This is a genomic window from Salinicola lusitanus (genome assembly GCF_038648475.1).
In the GTDB taxonomy this organism is placed as follows: domain Bacteria; phylum Pseudomonadota; class Gammaproteobacteria; order Pseudomonadales; family Halomonadaceae; genus Salinicola; species Salinicola lusitanus.
The window spans coordinates 165955-182463 of the sequence record NZ_CP151919.1; the positions used below are offsets into that span (position 1 = coordinate 165955).

Annotated in this window: 15 protein-coding genes; 14 read left to right on the plus strand and 1 reads right to left on the minus strand. The window is 65.0% G+C overall.

Annotated features, from left to right (window positions below; genetic code table 11):
* The first annotated feature begins 178 nt into the window (after positions 1 to 178).
* The 14 genes from argS to ppk1 all read left to right on the plus strand — a co-directional run bounded on the left by argS (position 179) and on the right by ppk1 (position 13937).
* A complete protein-coding gene (gene argS / locus AAGT95_RS00725; protein WP_342595193.1) occupies positions 179 to 1864 on the plus strand; it encodes an arginine--tRNA ligase in 1686 nt (561 codons plus the stop codon).
* A 3-nt stretch (positions 1865 to 1867) separates the two neighbouring features.
* Positions 1868 to 2566, plus strand: coding sequence for an SPOR domain-containing protein (locus tag AAGT95_RS00730; protein ID WP_342595194.1), 699 nt, complete (start codon positions 1868 to 1870; stop codon positions 2564 to 2566).
* A 310-nt stretch (positions 2567 to 2876) separates the two neighbouring features.
* Positions 2877 to 3395, plus strand: a complete 519-nt coding sequence (gene hslV, locus AAGT95_RS00735; RefSeq protein WP_110602302.1) for an ATP-dependent protease subunit HslV — start codon at positions 2877 to 2879, stop codon at positions 3393 to 3395.
* 14 nt (positions 3396 to 3409) lie between these two features.
* Positions 3410 to 4786: an ATP-dependent protease ATPase subunit HslU gene (gene hslU / locus AAGT95_RS00740; RefSeq protein WP_342595195.1), complete on the plus strand. Its 1377-nt coding sequence runs from the start codon at positions 3410 to 3412 to the stop codon at positions 4784 to 4786.
* 143 nt (positions 4787 to 4929) lie between these two features.
* Complete coding sequence (locus AAGT95_RS00745) at positions 4930 to 5313, plus strand: DUF971 domain-containing protein (protein WP_342595196.1); 384 nt, start codon at positions 4930 to 4932, stop codon at positions 5311 to 5313.
* A gap of 245 nt (positions 5314 to 5558) precedes the next feature.
* Positions 5559 to 6305, plus strand: coding sequence for a bifunctional demethylmenaquinone methyltransferase/2-methoxy-6-polyprenyl-1,4-benzoquinol methylase UbiE (gene ubiE / locus AAGT95_RS00750; protein ID WP_342595197.1), 747 nt, complete (start codon positions 5559 to 5561; stop codon positions 6303 to 6305).
* A gap of 11 nt (positions 6306 to 6316) precedes the next feature.
* A complete protein-coding gene (locus tag AAGT95_RS00755; protein ID WP_110602298.1) occupies positions 6317 to 6940 on the plus strand; it encodes a ubiquinone biosynthesis accessory factor UbiJ in 624 nt (207 codons plus the stop codon).
* A complete protein-coding gene (gene ubiB, locus AAGT95_RS00760; RefSeq protein ID WP_342595198.1) occupies positions 6937 to 8559 on the plus strand; it encodes a ubiquinone biosynthesis regulatory protein kinase UbiB in 1623 nt (540 codons plus the stop codon). The genes AAGT95_RS00755 and ubiB overlap by 4 nt, the downstream gene beginning before the upstream one ends.
* Positions 8560 to 8669: 110 nt before the next feature.
* Positions 8670 to 9002 carry a phosphoribosyl-ATP diphosphatase gene (locus AAGT95_RS00765; RefSeq protein WP_342595199.1) on the plus strand — a complete coding sequence of 111 codons (333 nt, stop codon included), beginning with the start codon at positions 8670 to 8672 and terminating at the stop codon, positions 9000 to 9002.
* Between the two features lie 48 nt (positions 9003 to 9050).
* The gene (gene tatA / locus AAGT95_RS00770) at positions 9051 to 9332 is read left to right on the plus strand and encodes a Sec-independent protein translocase subunit TatA (protein WP_110602294.1); all 282 of its coding nucleotides are present in this window, start codon (positions 9051 to 9053) and stop codon (positions 9330 to 9332) included.
* Positions 9333 to 9337: 5 nt separating this feature from the next.
* Positions 9338 to 9745 carry a Sec-independent protein translocase protein TatB gene (tatB, locus tag AAGT95_RS00775; protein ID WP_342595200.1) on the plus strand — a complete coding sequence of 136 codons (408 nt, stop codon included), beginning with the start codon at positions 9338 to 9340 and terminating at the stop codon, positions 9743 to 9745.
* Positions 9742 to 10509, plus strand: a complete 768-nt coding sequence (gene tatC, locus AAGT95_RS00780) for a twin-arginine translocase subunit TatC (RefSeq protein WP_110602290.1) — start codon at positions 9742 to 9744, stop codon at positions 10507 to 10509. Before tatB ends, tatC begins: the two co-directional genes overlap by 4 nt.
* A 173-nt stretch (positions 10510 to 10682) precedes the next feature.
* Positions 10683 to 11690, plus strand: a complete 1008-nt coding sequence (gene hemB / locus AAGT95_RS00785) for a porphobilinogen synthase (RefSeq protein WP_110602289.1) — start codon at positions 10683 to 10685, stop codon at positions 11688 to 11690.
* Between the two features lie 39 nt (positions 11691 to 11729).
* Positions 11730 to 13937, plus strand: a complete 2208-nt coding sequence (ppk1, locus tag AAGT95_RS00790; protein ID WP_342595201.1) for a polyphosphate kinase 1 — start codon at positions 11730 to 11732, stop codon at positions 13935 to 13937.
* Positions 13938 to 14121: 184 nt separating this feature from the next.
* Here the strand turns inward: ppk1 and AAGT95_RS00795 are convergent, their stop codons facing one another.
* Positions 14122 to 16308, minus strand: coding sequence for a PhoX family protein (locus AAGT95_RS00795; RefSeq protein ID WP_342595202.1), 2187 nt, complete (start codon positions 16306 to 16308; stop codon positions 14122 to 14124).
* Between the last annotated feature and the right edge of the window lie 201 nt (positions 16309 to 16509).

The window sequence follows — 16509 nt, forward strand, 5'->3', positions numbered from 1 at the left end:
ACTCGAAACTCGAAACTCGAAGCTGAGCATCAGGGTTTAAAGCCTTGCGCCAATCACCGATAATGGCCGCCTTTTACCAGCGTCGTGGCGGCAGGGTCACGACGTCCAGATTCGCGGCATCCCGCGCCGGGTCGAGCCCCTGGCCACAGGCCCTGGCCCCACGACGATGAAGTAGCCCATGAAAGAGACGATTACCCAACTGCTCGACACCGCCGTCGCCACGCTCCAGGGCGCAGGCGAGCTGCCGGCCGACCTGAGCCCCGCCATCAAGGTCGATCCGACCCGCGACAAGGCCCACGGCGACTACGCCACCAACCTGGCGCTGGTGCTGGCCAAGCCGGCCGGCTGCAAGCCGCGCGACCTGGCCGACAAGCTGATCGCGGCGCTGCCGGAGAACGACGCGATTCGCCGCACCGAGATCGCCGGGCCAGGCTTCATCAACTTCTTCGCCGCCACCGACGCCATCGCCGGCATCGTCAGCCAGATTCTCGACGCCGGCGACACCTTCGGCCGCAGCCTGATCGGTGCCGGCGAGAAGGTCCAGGTCGAATTCGTCTCCGCCAACCCCACCGGGCCGCTGCACGTCGGCCATGGTCGTGGCGCCGCCATCGGCGACTGTCTCTGCCGGTTGCTGGAAGCGACCGGTTTCGACGTCACCCGCGAGTTCTACTACAACGACGCCGGCGCCCAGATCAACAACCTGATGCGCTCGGTTCAGGCTCGCGCCCAGGGACTCGGTCCCGATGACGAGGGCTGGCCCGAGGATGGCTATCGCGGCGACTACATCGCCGATGTCGCCCAGGCCTACCTGAGCGGTGAAACCGTGACTGCCGATGACCGCGAGGTCACCGCCAAGGCCGACCCGGACGACGGCGATGCCATTCGCGCCTTCGCCGTGGCCTACCTCCGCCGCGAGCAGGACCTGGATCTCAAGGCATTCGGCGTCGAGTTCGACGTCTATTTCCTGGAGTCCTCGCTCTACGCCGAGGGCCGCGTCGAGGAGACCGTCAATGCGCTGGTTGCCGGCGGCCACACCTACGAGGCGGATGGCGCCCTGTGGCTGCGCACCACCGACTTCGGTGACGACAAGGACCGGGTGATGCGCAAGTCCGACGGCGACTACACCTACTTCGTGCCCGACGTCGCTTACCACTACAACAAGTGGCAGCGCGGCTTCACCACCGTGATCGACGAACAGGGAGCCGACCACCACTCCACCGTCACCCGGGTTCGCGCCGGGCTGCAGGCGCTGGAAGTCGGCATTCCCCAGGGCTGGCCGGACTACGTGCTGCACCAGATGGTGCTGGTGACCCGTTCCGGGGTCGAGGTCAAGCTCTCCAAGCGTGCCGGCAGCTATGTCACGCTGCGCGATCTGATCGATGAAGTCGGCCGCGACGCCACCCGCTATTTTCTCGCCGCCCGCCGCGCCGACTCCCAGCTCACCTTCGACATCGATCTGGCGCGCTCGCAGACCAACGACAATCCGGTCTACTACATCCAGTACGCCCATGCCCGCGTCTGCAGCGTACTGCGCAAGGCCGAGAATGATGGCCTCGCCTTTGACCATGGCGTCGCGATGGCCAACCTGGAGCGCCTCGACGCCCCCCAGGAGAAAGCCCTGATGAATCGGCTGGCACGCTATCCGGATAGCGTCGAGCGTGCTGCCCGTGGCCGCGAGCCGCATCAGATCGCGCAGTATCTGACCGAGCTCGCCAGCGATTTCCACACCTGCTACAACGCCCAGAAAGTCATGGTCGACGATGCCGAGCTGCGCAATGCGCGGCTGGCGCTGGGTCTGGCGACACGCCAGGTCATTGGCAATGGATTGGCGCTGCTCGGCGTCAGCGCCCCGGAGGAGATGTAAAACATGGCACGCCGCCCCGCTCAGAGCAGCCGCTCGTCCTCGTCTCGCCCTTCCCCCAAGGGCGCGACCACCAAATCCCGCCCGCGCGCCTCGAACAGTGGCGGCGGTCTCGGCGGCATCCCGGGCTGGCTGTGGGCGATTGCCGGCCTGATCGCCGGCTTTGCTCTCTCGCAGTACCTGGATCGCTCCTCGCCGGAACCGGTGGCAGCCGTCGTGCCCAGGCCGACATCCAACCAGACGTCGGCCCCCACCGATCAAGGGAGCGGCGGCAGTGGCACAGGCGGCCAGAGCAGCACCCCTCAACAGCCAGCCACGCCGACGTTCGAGTTCTACACGCTGCTGCCGGAGACGGAAGTCATCGCGCCCAACAGCGACAGCGCGGAACCCGCACCGTCGCCCCAGGCCGCGCAGGAGGCCGCCGCCGACAATGCGGCCAACACCACCAAGCAGCCGACACCCAGCGGTGGCCGCTACGTGCTGCAGGCGGCGTCCTTCCGCGACATCAACGATGCCGAGCGCCTCGCCAACCGGCTCAAGGATTTCGGCCTGCTGGCCAAGATCACCGACGTTCGAGCCAATGGCGATCAGCTCTGGCACCGGGTCCAGGTCGGTCCCTACGAGGATAAGCGCGAGCTCTCCCGGGCCCAGGATCTGATGGTGACCCAGGGCATCGAGCCGCTGTTGCTGCGCCTGCAGAACTAGGCGCGACGCCCCGTACCACCGCTGCTGCATCCAGACGACCGACATCTCTTGTCGGTCGTTTTTCATGCTGGATTCCACGAGCGCCGCGCCCTCGTTCGGCGCGATACGCCTGGGCCGGCCGCCGCTGGCGCACGTCGTTGGCAATCCGTTGCTTGATTTCCCCCTTCTCCGCCCACACCTCTCGATGCATGCCGCATCGCGTTCTTCGTTTCTCGTTCGAGACGGGCATCGTCAACCGGGAACGCGATCGCACACGTTTTTTTCGGCGCCGCCTCTGCTATCCGGCGGCGCGTCATCAGGAGTCAACTGCATGACCACAATCGTATCCGTGCGCCGTGGCGATCAGGTCGCCCTGGCCGGTGATGGCCAGGTGTCACTGGGCAACACGGTGATGAAAGGCAACGCCAGCAAGGTTCGTCGCCTCTATCGCGGCCAGGTGCTGGCCGGTTTCGCCGGCGGCACCGCCGACGCCTTCACCCTGTTCGAGCGCTTCGAGGCCCAGTTGGAGAAGTACCAGGGCCATCTGACCAAGGCGGCCGTCGAGCTGGCCAAGGAGTGGCGCACCGACCGCGCGCTGCGTCGTCTCGAGGCGATGCTCGCCGTCGCCGACAAGACGGCATCGCTGATCATCACCGGCAACGGCGACGTGGTCGAACCCGAGCGCGGTATCATCGCCATCGGCTCCGGTGGCCACTTCGCCCAGGCCTCGGCCCGCGCGCTGCTCGAGAACACCGAGCTCGGCGCCCGCGAGATCACCGAGAAATCGCTCAACATCGCCGCCGACATCTGCGTCTTCACCAATCATCAGATCACGCTCGAAGAGCTGTAACGAGGCCGAACCCCATGTCCGAGAACCCGTCCCAAGAGCGCGCCAGCGCGCAGCCTGCGTTGACCCAGTCGGCGATGACACCGCGCGAGATCGTCCATTCGCTGGACCAGTACATCATCGGCCAGCACGACGCCAAGCGCGCCGTCGCCATCGCCCTGCGCAATCGCTGGCGCCGCATGCGCCTCGATGAACACATGCGTGGCGAGATCGTGCCCAAGAACATCCTGATGATCGGACCCACCGGTGTGGGCAAGACCGAGATCGCCCGCCGCCTGGCGAAACTCGCCGGCGCGCCCTTCCTCAAGGTCGAGGCGACCAAGTTCACCGAGGTCGGCTACGTCGGCCGCGATGTCGAGTCGATCATTCGCGACCTGATGGAGATGGCGATCAAGATGGTCCGCGAGCAGGCCAAGGTGGAAGTGCGCCACAAGGCCCAGGACGCCGCCGAGGATCGCATCCTCGATGCCCTGCTGCCGCGCCCGCGGGGCAGCGAATACGACGCCGGCCGCGACGACTCCTCCACGCGTCAGGTCTTCCGCAAGAAATTGCGTGAAGGCCAGCTCGATGACAAGGAGATCGACATCGAGGTGACGCCGGCCAGCCAGGGCGTGGATATCATGACCCCGCCGGGCATGGAGGAGATGACCAACCAGCTCCAGAGCCTGTTCGCCAACATGGGCAAGCAGAAGACCGAGACCCGCCGCGTGCCGGTTAAGGATGCCTGGAAACTACTGCAGGACGAGGAAGCCGCCAAGCTGGTCAACGAGGAGGAGATCAAGCAGCGTGCGCTGGAAGCCGTCGAGCAGAACGGCATCGTGTTCATCGACGAGATCGACAAGGTCGCCAAGCGCGGCGAGTCCGGCAGCGGCGGCGATGTCTCCCGCGAGGGCGTGCAGCGAGACCTGCTGCCGCTGATCGAAGGCTCCACCGTCTCCACCAAGCACGGCATGGTGCGTACCGACCACATCCTGTTCATCGCCTCCGGTGCCTTCCACCTCTCCAAGCCCTCGGACCTGATTCCGGAACTGCAGGGTCGCCTGCCGATCCGGGTCGAGCTGACGGCGCTGACCCCGGACGACTTCAAGCGGATCCTGACCGAACCCTCGGCGGCACTGACCAAGCAGTATCGGGCACTGCTCGACACCGAGGGCCTGGATGTCCAGTTCACCGAGGATGGCATTTCGCGCATCGCCGAGATCGCCTGGCAGGTCAACGACGGCACCGAGAACATCGGCGCCCGTCGCCTGCACACGGTGATGGAGCGGCTGCTCGAGGAAGCCTCGTTCCAGGGCGGCGATTTCGCCAGTCCTCTCGTCGTCGATGCCGACTATGTCAACGACAAGCTGGGCGAACTGGCGGTGGACGAAGACCTGTCGCGGTATATCCTTTAAGTCACGAGCCGCGAGCCAACGATGATCGCCACTTGCTGCCAACGCAAGTGGCGCTCGAAGCTCGAAGCTCGAAGCTCGAAGCTCGAAGCTCGAAGCTCGAAGCTCGAAGCTCGAAGCTCGAAGCTCGAAGTCAGGAGTCTGCCATGCCCGCCCCCATCCCCAATCGCGTCCATTACCACAAGCGTGACCGGGAGCTCGAACTGGGTTATCCCGATGGCGAGAGCCATCGCCTGCCGATCGAGCTGCTACGGGTCTACTCGCCATCGGCGGAAGTCCAGGGCCATCATCCCAGCGAAGCCGTGTTGCAGACCGGCAAGCGCCACGTCGGCCTGCTGGATATCTCCCAGGCCGGTCGCTACGCCCTCAAGCTGCATTTCGACGATGGCCACGATACCGGGCTCTACACCTGGGAGTATCTCCACGAGATGGCGACCCACCAGCAGGCGTGGTGGGAGAACTACCTGAGCCGGCTCGAGCGTGCCGGTGCCTCCCGGGACCCCGGCGTGATCCAGATTCATCAGGTCTGAACCCGGCCGGATACCGGACGAGGGCCGTCGGCACGCCCGCTCCCAACACCTGCCAGCCGCGATGCGCGCAGACAAGTTTACGACCAGACGCTACAATGCGGACTCGGTCGATTCACATCGACTGGCCTCGGCTCGAGCACGTCGGTCACACGGCTCGAGCCGCTCGGCAGCACATCGCCCAGACAGCGATGCCGCCGCCCCAACGGCGTCAGTTTCGCCGCCCGCGTCATCTCGGAGAAAAGCACATGGACAAGCGCACGACCGACTTCGGCTATGAAAAGGTAGCGGTCGACGAGAAGGCCGCCCGCGTGGCCGACGTCTTTCACTCGGTGGCCGCGCGCTACGATGTCATGAACGACCTGATGTCATTCGGCATTCATCGCCTCTGGAAACAGCTGACACTCGAGCGCAGCGGCGTTCGCCAGGGCCATAGCGTGCTCGACATCGCCGGTGGCACCGGTGACCTGACCCGCCAGTTCGCGAAACGCGTCGGCCCAAGCGGTCGCGTCATCCTGGCCGATATCAACGAATCCATGCTGCGCGTCGGGCGTGACAAGCTGATCGACCACGGCATTGGCGACAACGTCAAATACGTTCAGGCCAATGCCGAGAGCCTGCCGTTTCCGGACAACAGCTTTCACTGCATCACCATCGCCTTCGGCCTGCGCAACGTCACCGACAAGGACGCGGCGCTGCGCTCGATGACCCGCGTGCTCAAGCCCGGTGGACGCCTGCTGGTGCTGGAGTTCTCCAAACCCGTCAACGGCCTGCTGTCGAAAGCCTACGACCAGTACTCTTTCCGTCTGCTCCCGCAGATGGGGCGTCTGGTCGCCAATGACGCCGACAGCTACCGCTATCTGGCGGAGTCGATCCGCATGCATCCGGACCAGGAGACGCTCAAGGGCATGATGCAGGCCGCCGGGCTCGAACGGGTCGAGTACACCAACATGACCGGCGGCATCGTCGCGCTGCACCGCGGCATCAAGCTCTGAGGGCCGGCGAGATGGTGGAGACTTTCGCCCTGGTCGCCCTGGAGCGCTCGTTGAACACGCTATTGCGGCGCGACCCGGCGTCCCCAGCCAGGCTGGCCGACCTGGCCGGACACACCCTGCGGTTGACGTTCGCCGAGGCGCGGCTGGGGCTGCGCGTGGGCTTCCATGTCGATGGCATCACGCTGGGGCGAGTGCACGACTGGCATGACGAGGACGACCTGGAAATCACCGTGGACCGGCAAGTGGTGACCCGGTTGATGGCGGGCGACTCGCCGGAGCGCCTGCTGTTCAGCGGCCAGCTCCCGGCGATCGGCCAGACCGGGTTGCTGTCGCCGATACAGACCCTGTTCATGGACCTCGATATCGACTGGGAAGGCGCCCTGTCAGGGCTCATGGGCAACGGTACCGCCCATGGCGTCGCCAATGGCATCCGCCACCTCGATCGTCAGGCGCGCTACCTGGTCACCGAATGGCGCCAGGACCTCCGCGACTATCTTTTCGAGGAACGACGCTGGCTGGCAGGTCGCGACCAGCTCGCCGTCGCGCGCGATCACCTCACCGAACTCCAGCAAGCCGTCGACCGTGTCGGGGCCAGAGTGGCCAGGTTGCAACGCCGTCGGGAGTCGCATTCATGAGTCTGCGGTTATTTCGTATCGCCTGGACCGTCTCCCGTTATCGCCTCGACAGCCTGGTTCCCCAGGACAGACTCCCGCCGGTTCTGCGCTGGCTGTGGCGGTTTGCCCCGGTCCGGCTGATTCCGATCGGCGATCACTCGCGCGGCAAGCGGCTGCGGCTGGCGCTGGAGTCGCTGGGGCCGATCTTCGTCAAGTTCGGCCAGATGCTGTCGACCCGCCGCGATCTGCTGCCACCGGATATCGCCGACGAGTTGAAACGCCTACAGGATCAGGTTCCGCCCTTCCCTGGGGAGACCGCCCGCGCCATGGTCGAGGTCGAGCTCGGCAAGACCGTCGAGGAGGCTTTCGCCGCGTTCGAGACCGAACCGATGGCCTCGGCCTCCATCGCCCAGGTCCACGCGGCCGAACTGCATAGCGGCGAGCAGGTCGTGGTCAAGATCATCCGCCCCGGCATCGATCGCATCATGCGCGAGGATATCGGGCTGCTTTACACCTTCGCGCGGCTGATGCGGCGGATTCCCGAGGCGCGCCGGCTGAGGCCGGTGGAGGTGGTTCAAGATTACGAAGCGACCCTGTTCGACGAGCTCGACCTCAACAAGGAGGCCGCCAACACCTCCCAGCTCAAGCGCAACTTCCAGGGGTCGCCGCTGCTCTACGTCCCGGCCATCCACTGGTCGCTGACTCATCGCCAGGTCATGGTCCAGGAGCGCATCACCGGCATCCCGGTCGCGGATATCGAGGCCCTGCGCGCGCAGGGCACCGACCTCAAGAAACTGGCCGAGCGCGGCGTCGAGATCTTCTTCACCCAGGTGTTCCGCGACAACTTCTTCCACGCCGACATGCACCCCGGCAACATCTTCGTGTCGCGGGAAAACCCCACCGAACCGCGCTACATCGCCATCGACTGCGGCATCGTCGGCAGCCTGACCCGCGAGGATCAGGACTACCTGGCACGCAATCTGCTCGCCTTCTTCCGCCAGGACTATTATGAGGTCGCGGTCCTGCACATCGAATCCGGCTGGGTCGGAGAAGGCACCCGGGCCAACGAATTCGCGTCGGCGATCCGCGCGGTGTGCGAGCCGATCCTGGAGAAACCGCTCAAGGACATCTCCTTCGGCCAGGTGCTGCTGGGCCTGTTCCAGACCGCGCGGCGATTCAACATGGAGGTCCAGCCACAGCTGGTGCTGCTGCAGAAGACCCTGCTCAACATCGAGGGCCTGGGCCGCCAGCTCTACCCCGACCTGGACCTGTGGAGCACCGCCAAGCCCTATCTCGAGCGCTGGATGCGCGAGCGCGCCGGCCCCAAGGGGTTCTGGAAGACGCTTCAGAAGCACGCGCCGGAACTGGCGCACCAGATTCCCGAGCTGCCGGTGCTCGCCCACCAGGCGCTCTCCGATCGCGAGCAGCAGCGCCGGCTCTATCGCCAGCAGACGGAGGCGCTGTCGGGGCTGGAAGCGCGTTTCCAGCGGGCGGCGCCGCGTGCCAGGCGTCTCCGCCTGGGGGCCATCCTGCTGGCGGTGGCCCTGGCCTGGCAGCCGATGCTGGGCTGGGCGGAACAGCAACCCTGGCCGGTCCTGGTGGCGGCCGGACTGGGGGTGTTGCTGCTGATCTGGCGCTGAGCGCAGGATAATGACTCGAAGCTCGAAGCTCGAAGCTCGAAGCTCGAAGCTCGAAGCTCGAAGCTCGAAGCTCGAAGCCAATGTAGCCCTATACGCAGGAATGTCATTTCATGAGTGATACTCTCGAACAATTGGCAACGGTTCTGGAAGCTCGCCGCCATGCGGATCCGGATAGCTCTTACGTCGCCCAGCTCCATCACCGTGGCCTCAACAAGATTCTGGAGAAGGTCGGCGAGGAAGCCACCGAAACGCTTCTTGCCGCCAAGGATGTCCAGGTAGATGATGCACGGAGTCGCCAGGAGCTGGTCGGCGAAGTGGCGGACCTGTGGTTCCACAGCCTTGTCATGCTGTCGCATCTCGATATCGATCATCGGGAAGTGCTATCGGAACTGGCCAGGCGCTTCGGCGTTTCCGGACTGGACGAGAAGGCCTCTCGCCGATGAAACTCATGAATCATCATCGCGTCAACGCGCATCAGTAAGGAGAAAGTTATGCTGGGTGGGATCAGTATCTGGCAGTTGTTGATCGTCCTCGGGATCATCATCCTGATCTTCGGCACCAAGAAGTTGCGCAATGTCGGTAGCGATCTCGGCGGCGCCGTCAAGGGCTTCAAGAAAGCCGTCGGTGAAGACGAGGAGGAGAAGAAAGGGAGCAATACGCAGCACAGCATCGATCACTCCCAGGATTCGACTCATACGTCCCAGGACAGCACATTCGACAGTCGCACGGACGAGACCCACAAGACGTCCGACGACAAGGTCGAGCGCAAGTAACCGGCATGTTCGATATCGGTTTCTTCGAGCTGCTGCTGATCGGCATCGTCGGGCTGCTGGTGCTAGGGCCCGAGCGACTGCCCAGGGCTGCCCGCACGGCAGGGCTCTGGGTCGGGCGGATCAAGCGCAGCGTCTCGACCATGCAGCGGGAAATCACCTCGCAGCTAGAGGCCGAGGAACTGCGCCAGAAGCTGGCCGAGCAGCAGAAAAAACTGGACGAGAACGTCAATCAGGCGCGCCGGAGTGTCGAGAAACATTTCGAAAGCGGCGAGAAGCGGGACACCCAGGCCCCATCCGCTTCGTCCGCCGACGAGCTACATCGCGTCGAAAGGTCAGCACCCGCCGCATCGGATGATGCCTCGTCCGCCCCTCACGACGCCTCACCCGCGGACAAGGATTCGGCTTCCCGATGAGCGATGCCTCTTCTCCACCGCCAGACGAAAAGCAGTCACAAGCCCCGCTGATCGAGCACCTGATAGAGCTGCGCTCGCGCCTGCTGAAGGCCGTGATCGTCGTTGTACTGGTATTCGTCGGCCTTTACGCTTTCTCCAATGATATCTACCGCTTCGTGGCCGATCCGCTGGTGGCGCTGCTGCCCGCCGGCTCGAGGATGATCGCGACGGAGGTCACGTCACCGTTTCTGGCCCCGTTCAAGCTGACCATGGTGGTCGCCATCTTCGCGGCGATCCCGTTCATCCTCTATCAGGCCTGGGCCTTCATCGCGCCGGGGCTCTACAAGCACGAGAAGGCGCTGGCATTTCCGCTGCTCGCCTCCAGTATCCTGCTATTTTACTGCGGTGCCGCCTTCGCCTATTACGTGGTGTTCCCGCTGTTGTTCAGCTTTTTCGTCCACACCGGACCGCAGGACGTCACGGTGATGACGGACATCAACGCCTACCTCAATTTCGTGTTGAAGATGTTCTTCGCCTTCGGCGTGGCCTTCGAGATCCCCATCGCCACGTTCCTGGTCATCTGGACCGGGATCGCCGACGTGAGGAGCTTGAGCAAGAAACGTCCCTACGTGATCCTGATCTGCTTCATCATCGGCATGTTGTTGACGCCGCCGGACATCATCTCGCAAAGCCTGTTGGCCGTTCCCATGTGGCTGCTGTTCGAGGTCGGAATCCTCTTCGGCCGCCTCGTCCAGCGGCGGCGCGCGGAAGAGCCCACTGACTGATTCGTCCGGTGGCCACCATTGCGACAATGCCCCATCCCGGCTGTCGACTCGGTTGTTATACTGGGGGCGCCAAGCCCCCGATGTCATCGTTTTGTCATTCGTCACTGATAGCTTGATCGTCGGTGACGCGAAGGGGCCGTGAGGCCCCTTCGCCGCCTATCGTGGAGAGATTCATGCGTTATTCCCTGTCGCGTCAGTATCCGGCCACCCGCCTGCGTCGTCTTCGCAAGAGCGACTTTTCCCGCCGCCTGGCCAGAGAATCGACATTGACCACCGACGACCTGATTCTCCCGGTCTTCGTGCTCGATGGCGAAAATCGCCGCGAGCCGGTCTCCTCCATGCCGGGCGTCGAGCGCCTTTCCATCGACGAGTTGCTGCGCGAAACCGAGGAGCTGGTCGAACTCGGCATCCCCGCGATCGACCTGTTCCCCTTCACACCGCCGGAGAAGAAGACCGTCGACGGTGCCGAAGCCTGGAACCCGGACGGCGTGATCCAGCGCGCCATCCGGGCGCTGCGTGAACGCTTTCCCGACCTCGGCATCATCACCGACGTGGCGCTCGATCCGTACACCACCCACGGCCAGGATGGGGTACCGGACGAGAACGGCTACCTGCTCAACGATCGCACCATCGAGGCGCTGATCAAGCAGGCGCTGTCGCATGCCGAGGCCGGCGCCGACGTGATCTCACCGTCCGACATGATGGATGGCCGTATCGGCGAGATTCGCGCCACCTTCGAGCGCGAGGGGCTCCACGAGACCCAGATCATGGCCTACTCGGCCAAGTACGCCTCGAAGTACTACGGTCCGTTCCGCGACGCCATCGGCTCCAGCGGCAATCTGGGCCGCGCGGACAAGTTCAGCTACCAGATGGACCCGGCCAACACCGACGAGGCGCTCCACGAGACCGCCCTGGACATCCAGGAGGGGGCCGACATGGTGATGGTCAAGCCCGGCATGCCCTATCTGGACGTCATCCAGCGAGTGAAGGAGTCGTTCGGCGTCCCCACCTTCGCCTACCAGGTCAGCGGCGAGTACGCCATGCACATGGCCGCCTTCGAGAAGGGCTGGCTCGACGCCGACAGCGTGATCCTGGAGTCGCTGACCTGCTTCAAGCGCGCCGGTGCCGACGGCATTCTGACCTACTTCGCCAAACGCGCCGCGCAACTGCTCAACCCTTGAGGGCCGCGGGCGTGTCGGCCCCGGTACCGGAGACTTGTGATGACGGATTCTGGCACGACGGACACGCCCAACAGCTCGGTCGATCTACCCTTGCCGGCCACCGGTGAAGAGACGCCTCCGCCCTTGCGCGTCAATCGCACGCGCAAGGGGATCCATGCCAAGGAGGCGCCCTCCTCGCAGGCGGATCTCGACGACGCCGCGCTCTACTTCAACCGCGAGCTGTCGCACCTGCAGTTCAACATCCGTGTGCTCGAGCAGTCCCTGGACCCTTCGCATCCGCTTCTCGACCGGTTGATGTTCCTGCTCATCGTCTCCTCCAATCTCGACGAGTTCTTCGAGATCCGGGTCGCCGGCCTCAAGCACCAGCTGGCTTCGTTTCATGAAGAGACCGGTGCCGATGGGATGACGCCGGCCCGCGTGCTGAGCGAGGTCTCGCGCATCGGCCACGAGCAGGTGGAACGTCAGTACCGTATTCTCAACGACGTCCTCGTGCCGGCCCTGGAGGAGCAGAAGATCCGCTTCCGGCGACGCGCCCAGTGGACGCCCGAGCAGGCGGCCTGGGTCGCCGACTACTTCGAGGAGGAGATCGCCCCGGTGATCAGCCCGATCGGGCTGGACCCCTCGCACCCCTTCCCGCGGCTGGTCAACAAGAGTCTCAACTTCATCGTCGAACTCGAGGGCACCGATGCCTTCGGCCGCGAGGGCGGCATGGCGATCCTGCCGGCGCCACGCTCGCTGCCACGCTTGATCCGGTTGCCGGAAGCGCTTTGCGAAACGGGTTTCACCGATTACGTGTTCCTGTCGTCGATGATCCACGCCCACGCCCACGAGGTGTTTCCCGGCATGGAGGTGGAGGGCTGCTATCAGTTCCGCCTGACCCGCAACGCCGACCTCTCGGTCGATCCGGAAGAGGTCTCGGACCTGGCCTCCGCCCTGCGGGGTGAACTGCTGGCCAGACGCTACGGCAGCGGCGTCCGCCTCGAGGTGGCCGACAACTGCCCCGACAGCCTGATCGATTTCCTGCTCAAGCAGTTCGAGCTTGGCGAGGAGGATCTCTATCGGGTCAATGGCCCGGTCAACCTGACCCGCATGATGGCGGTCCTCGGCGACGTCCAGCGTCCCGATCTGCGCTATCGGCCGTTCACCCCCGGCCTGCCCAAGCCATTGCGCGGTGAGGTGAACCTGTTCTCCGCCATTCGCCAGGGCGACATCCTGCTGCACCATCCGTTCCAGTCGTTCACGCCGGTGGAGGATCTGCTGCGTCAGGCAGCACGCGATCCCGATGTCATGGCGATCAAGCAGACGCTCTATCGCACCGGCGCCGACTCCGCGATCGTCGGCGCCCTGGTGGAGGCGGCCCGCGGCGGCAAGGAAGTGACCGTGGTGATCGAATTGCGGGCGCGCTTCGACGAGGCCGACAACCTGGCGCTGGCCTCCCGACTGCAGGAAGCGGGCGCCATCGTCATCTACGGGGTGATGGCCTACAAGACCCACGCCAAGATGATGCATATCGTCCGGCGCGAAAAGGGCGAGCTGCGCCACTACGCTCACCTCGGCACGGGCAACTATCACGCCAAGACCGCCAAGCTCTATACCGATTACAGCCTGATGACCGCCAACGACGAGCTGTGCGACGACGTCCACAAGGTATTCCAGCAGCTCTCCGGCATGGGCAAGCCCCGCAAGATCAACACCCTGCTGCATGCCCCCTTCACGCTTCACAAGACGCTGATCGAGATGATCGATCGCGAGGCCAGGCTGGCCGAGAACGGCAAGAAGGCCAGGATCGTCATCAAGTGCAATGCGATCACCGAGCCCAAGTTGATCCGCGCGCTCTACCGCGCCTCCCAGGCCGGCGTGACCTGCGACCTGATCATCCGCGGCATGTGCTGTCTGCGCCCCGGCATCCCGGGCATTTCGGACAACATCCGGGTGCGCTCGATCATCGGCCGATTCCTCGAACATACCCGCGTCTATTACTTCCACAATGACGGTAAGCATGAAGTCTGGTGCTCCAGCGCCGATGCCATGGAGCGCAACATGTTCCACCGCGTCGAGACCTGCTTCCCGCTACTGGACAAGAAGGTCGCTCAGCAGGTGCGCAAGGATATCGACACCTACCTGCTGGACAATTGCCAGAGCTGGGAGCTCGACACCGAGGGGCAGTATCATCTCCGCCTTCCCGGAGACGCCGAGCCGATCAGCGCGCAGGAGACCCTGCTCTACGCCTACGCCAGCCAGGCCTGAGCTCGAAGCTCGACGCTCGACGCCCGAAGCTCGAAGCTCGACGCTCGACGCCCGAAGCTCGAAGCTCGAAGCTCGAAGCTCGAAGCTCGAAGGAAGCCTAAACCAAACCGCCTCCGTCGTAAGCGACGGAGGCGGTTTTCTCTTTCAGCTTCTAGCCGCGTAGCGGCGCTCTTCCCGCTTTCGGTTACACCCCGACCTCCCCGCCATCACGCTTGCGGATTACCACGGTGGAGGCCCGCGGGCGGATCTCGCCCGAGGGGGCAACCGTCGCATCCTGCACGTTGGCACCAGGATCGGCCGGCCAGTTGCCCGGGTGCTGGATGTTGATGAACAGCGAGGTCTTGTCCGGCGTGGCGAAGATACCGGTCACCTCACAGCCGTTGGGGCCGACGGCGAAGCGCTTGAGCTGGGCCTGGTCGGCGGCATCGATCACCGCCTTGTCCCCCGGGCCGCGGCTGACGCTGGCCGGCACCACCGCCAGCACCTGGTCGTTGGTGTAGTCGGTGACCTTGTCGTAGCCGTTGTCGGTCTCGATCCACAGGATGCCGCGGCCGTCGCCGCGGTCGTCGTACCACAGGCCGTCGGGGCTGGCGAACTGGTTGAGTTCGGTGAGCCCAGAGTAGTTGTCGGCATCGCTCTCGGCGGCGCCGAAGACGAAGACCTCCCACTCGAAGCGGGTGCCCGCGGGGGACGGCTCAAGCCAGCGGATGACCTGGCCACCCTCGTTGTCCGGACGCGGGTTGGGGCCGTTGACCGGAGCGGTGGCATAGCCCACGCCCAGCTCGTCGACGTCGCTGCCGCCATTGGTGTAGGTGGCGGCGGTGCCCTCGGCGGTACGTTTGGAGTTGTTGGTCAAGGTCATGTAGACCTCACCCGACGAGGGATCGACGGTGCCCCACTCGGGGCGGTCCATCGGCGTCGCCCCCATGAAGTCGGCGGCGTCACAGGTGTTGATGAGCACACCGGCGAGGTCACGCTCGTTGGCAAGATTGAGCGCCTGCCACAGCGGGCGGCCGTCACGGGTGGTGGCATCCGGCGTCAGCGGCAGCCAATCGCCGCTGCCATCGGCGTTGAAACGCGCCACGTAGAGGGTGCCCTCGTCAAGGTACTTGGCGCCGATCGCCAGACGGTCGTAGTCCTGACCGGGGCGGTTGGCGTCCTGAGGGTCCCACTTGGCCTTGGAGACGAACTTGTAGATGTACTCGTTGCGCGAGTCGTGGCCGGTGTAGAACACCACCGGCTCGCCTTCGATCACCTTGCCCGGCCAGCACCCTTCGTGGCGGAAGCGGCCGATATGAGTGCGCTTGAGCGCGGCGGTCTCGGTGCTCACGCTGGCGGTGTTGCCATAGGGGTCGATCTCCACCACATAGCCGAAGGTGCGCGGTTCGTTACGGTAGTCGCCGGAGGCAGAAGCCGCGCTCGGCGTGGCGTCGAAGCGCGCGAACTCGCCGTTGCTGCCTCCCTGGGCGGTCTCCCAGCCGTAGCGGCTGCGGCCCGTGGGCACCCCCAGACGATCGTCATCGGGGTAACGATCGCTGGCCTTGGTGAAGACATTGGGCCAGTTCTCCTCGCAGGTGAGGTAGGTGCCCCAGGGGGTGAAGCCGTTGGCGCAGTTGTTGTTGGTGCCGCGGGTGCGCGTCCCGTTGGTGGAGTAGGCGGTCACCACGTAGTCGCTACCGCGCACCGGGCCGGCGAGTTCGATCGGCGTGGCCGAGGTGAGGCGGCGGTTGTAGCGCGATCCGCGCTCTTCGCGCCACTGGCCATCGCTGCCGAGCGCCAGCTTGACCAGGGTCACGCCGTGGGCGTTGATCTCGGTGCGCGCCTCGTCGGCCGGACGTGCGCCCTCTTTGGCGTTGGTCGGGCCGCCCTGCGGCGCCCACAGCGCGCTCTGGTCGATGTACTCGTTGTTGAGCGCCATGATGAACTCGCGCGAGGCGCTCTCTTCGCTCAGCGCGAAGTTGTGCATGCCGTCGTGGTTCATGCCCACGCTGGCCGCCTGGTACTCGGGCGTGACGCGGCGGTCCGCGGACCAGGCGCCGACACTGTTGTCGAGCGGGGTGCCCCAGGGGATCAGCACCTGGGCGACATAGCCTTCCGGCACCACAACCGCATCGGTGCGCGAGCCGCGAATCGAAGCGAATGCCAGCGCCAGCGGGGTGACTTCCGGCGAGCCGCCGCCGACGCCGCCGTTATCGTTGCTGTCGCCGCTGCTGCAGCCGGCCAAACCGAAGCCGCCAAGCAGGCCCATGGCGGCAAGCCCGGCGCCACCCTGCATGATGCCGCGACGCGAGATGCGGCGCGACAGTACCGACGAGAACGGCTCGTTGACGCTCTGGTTGAGAACGCGATGATCCTCGATTTCCTTGCTCATGGGGTGTCCCCTCTCTTTGGCGTAATTCACTAATGACGGTCTGCTAATCCACGGCACCCGGACCGGCGATGCGCGCCGCCGGCCACTTGGCGATCCAGCGCGTGCGGCCACCGGAATGCGTTACCCGGAGGCAACTTAGAGCAGCAAAGTGACAACACCATGACGACCTGACGGCAGCGCCACAGCGGTCGCGCCGTCATA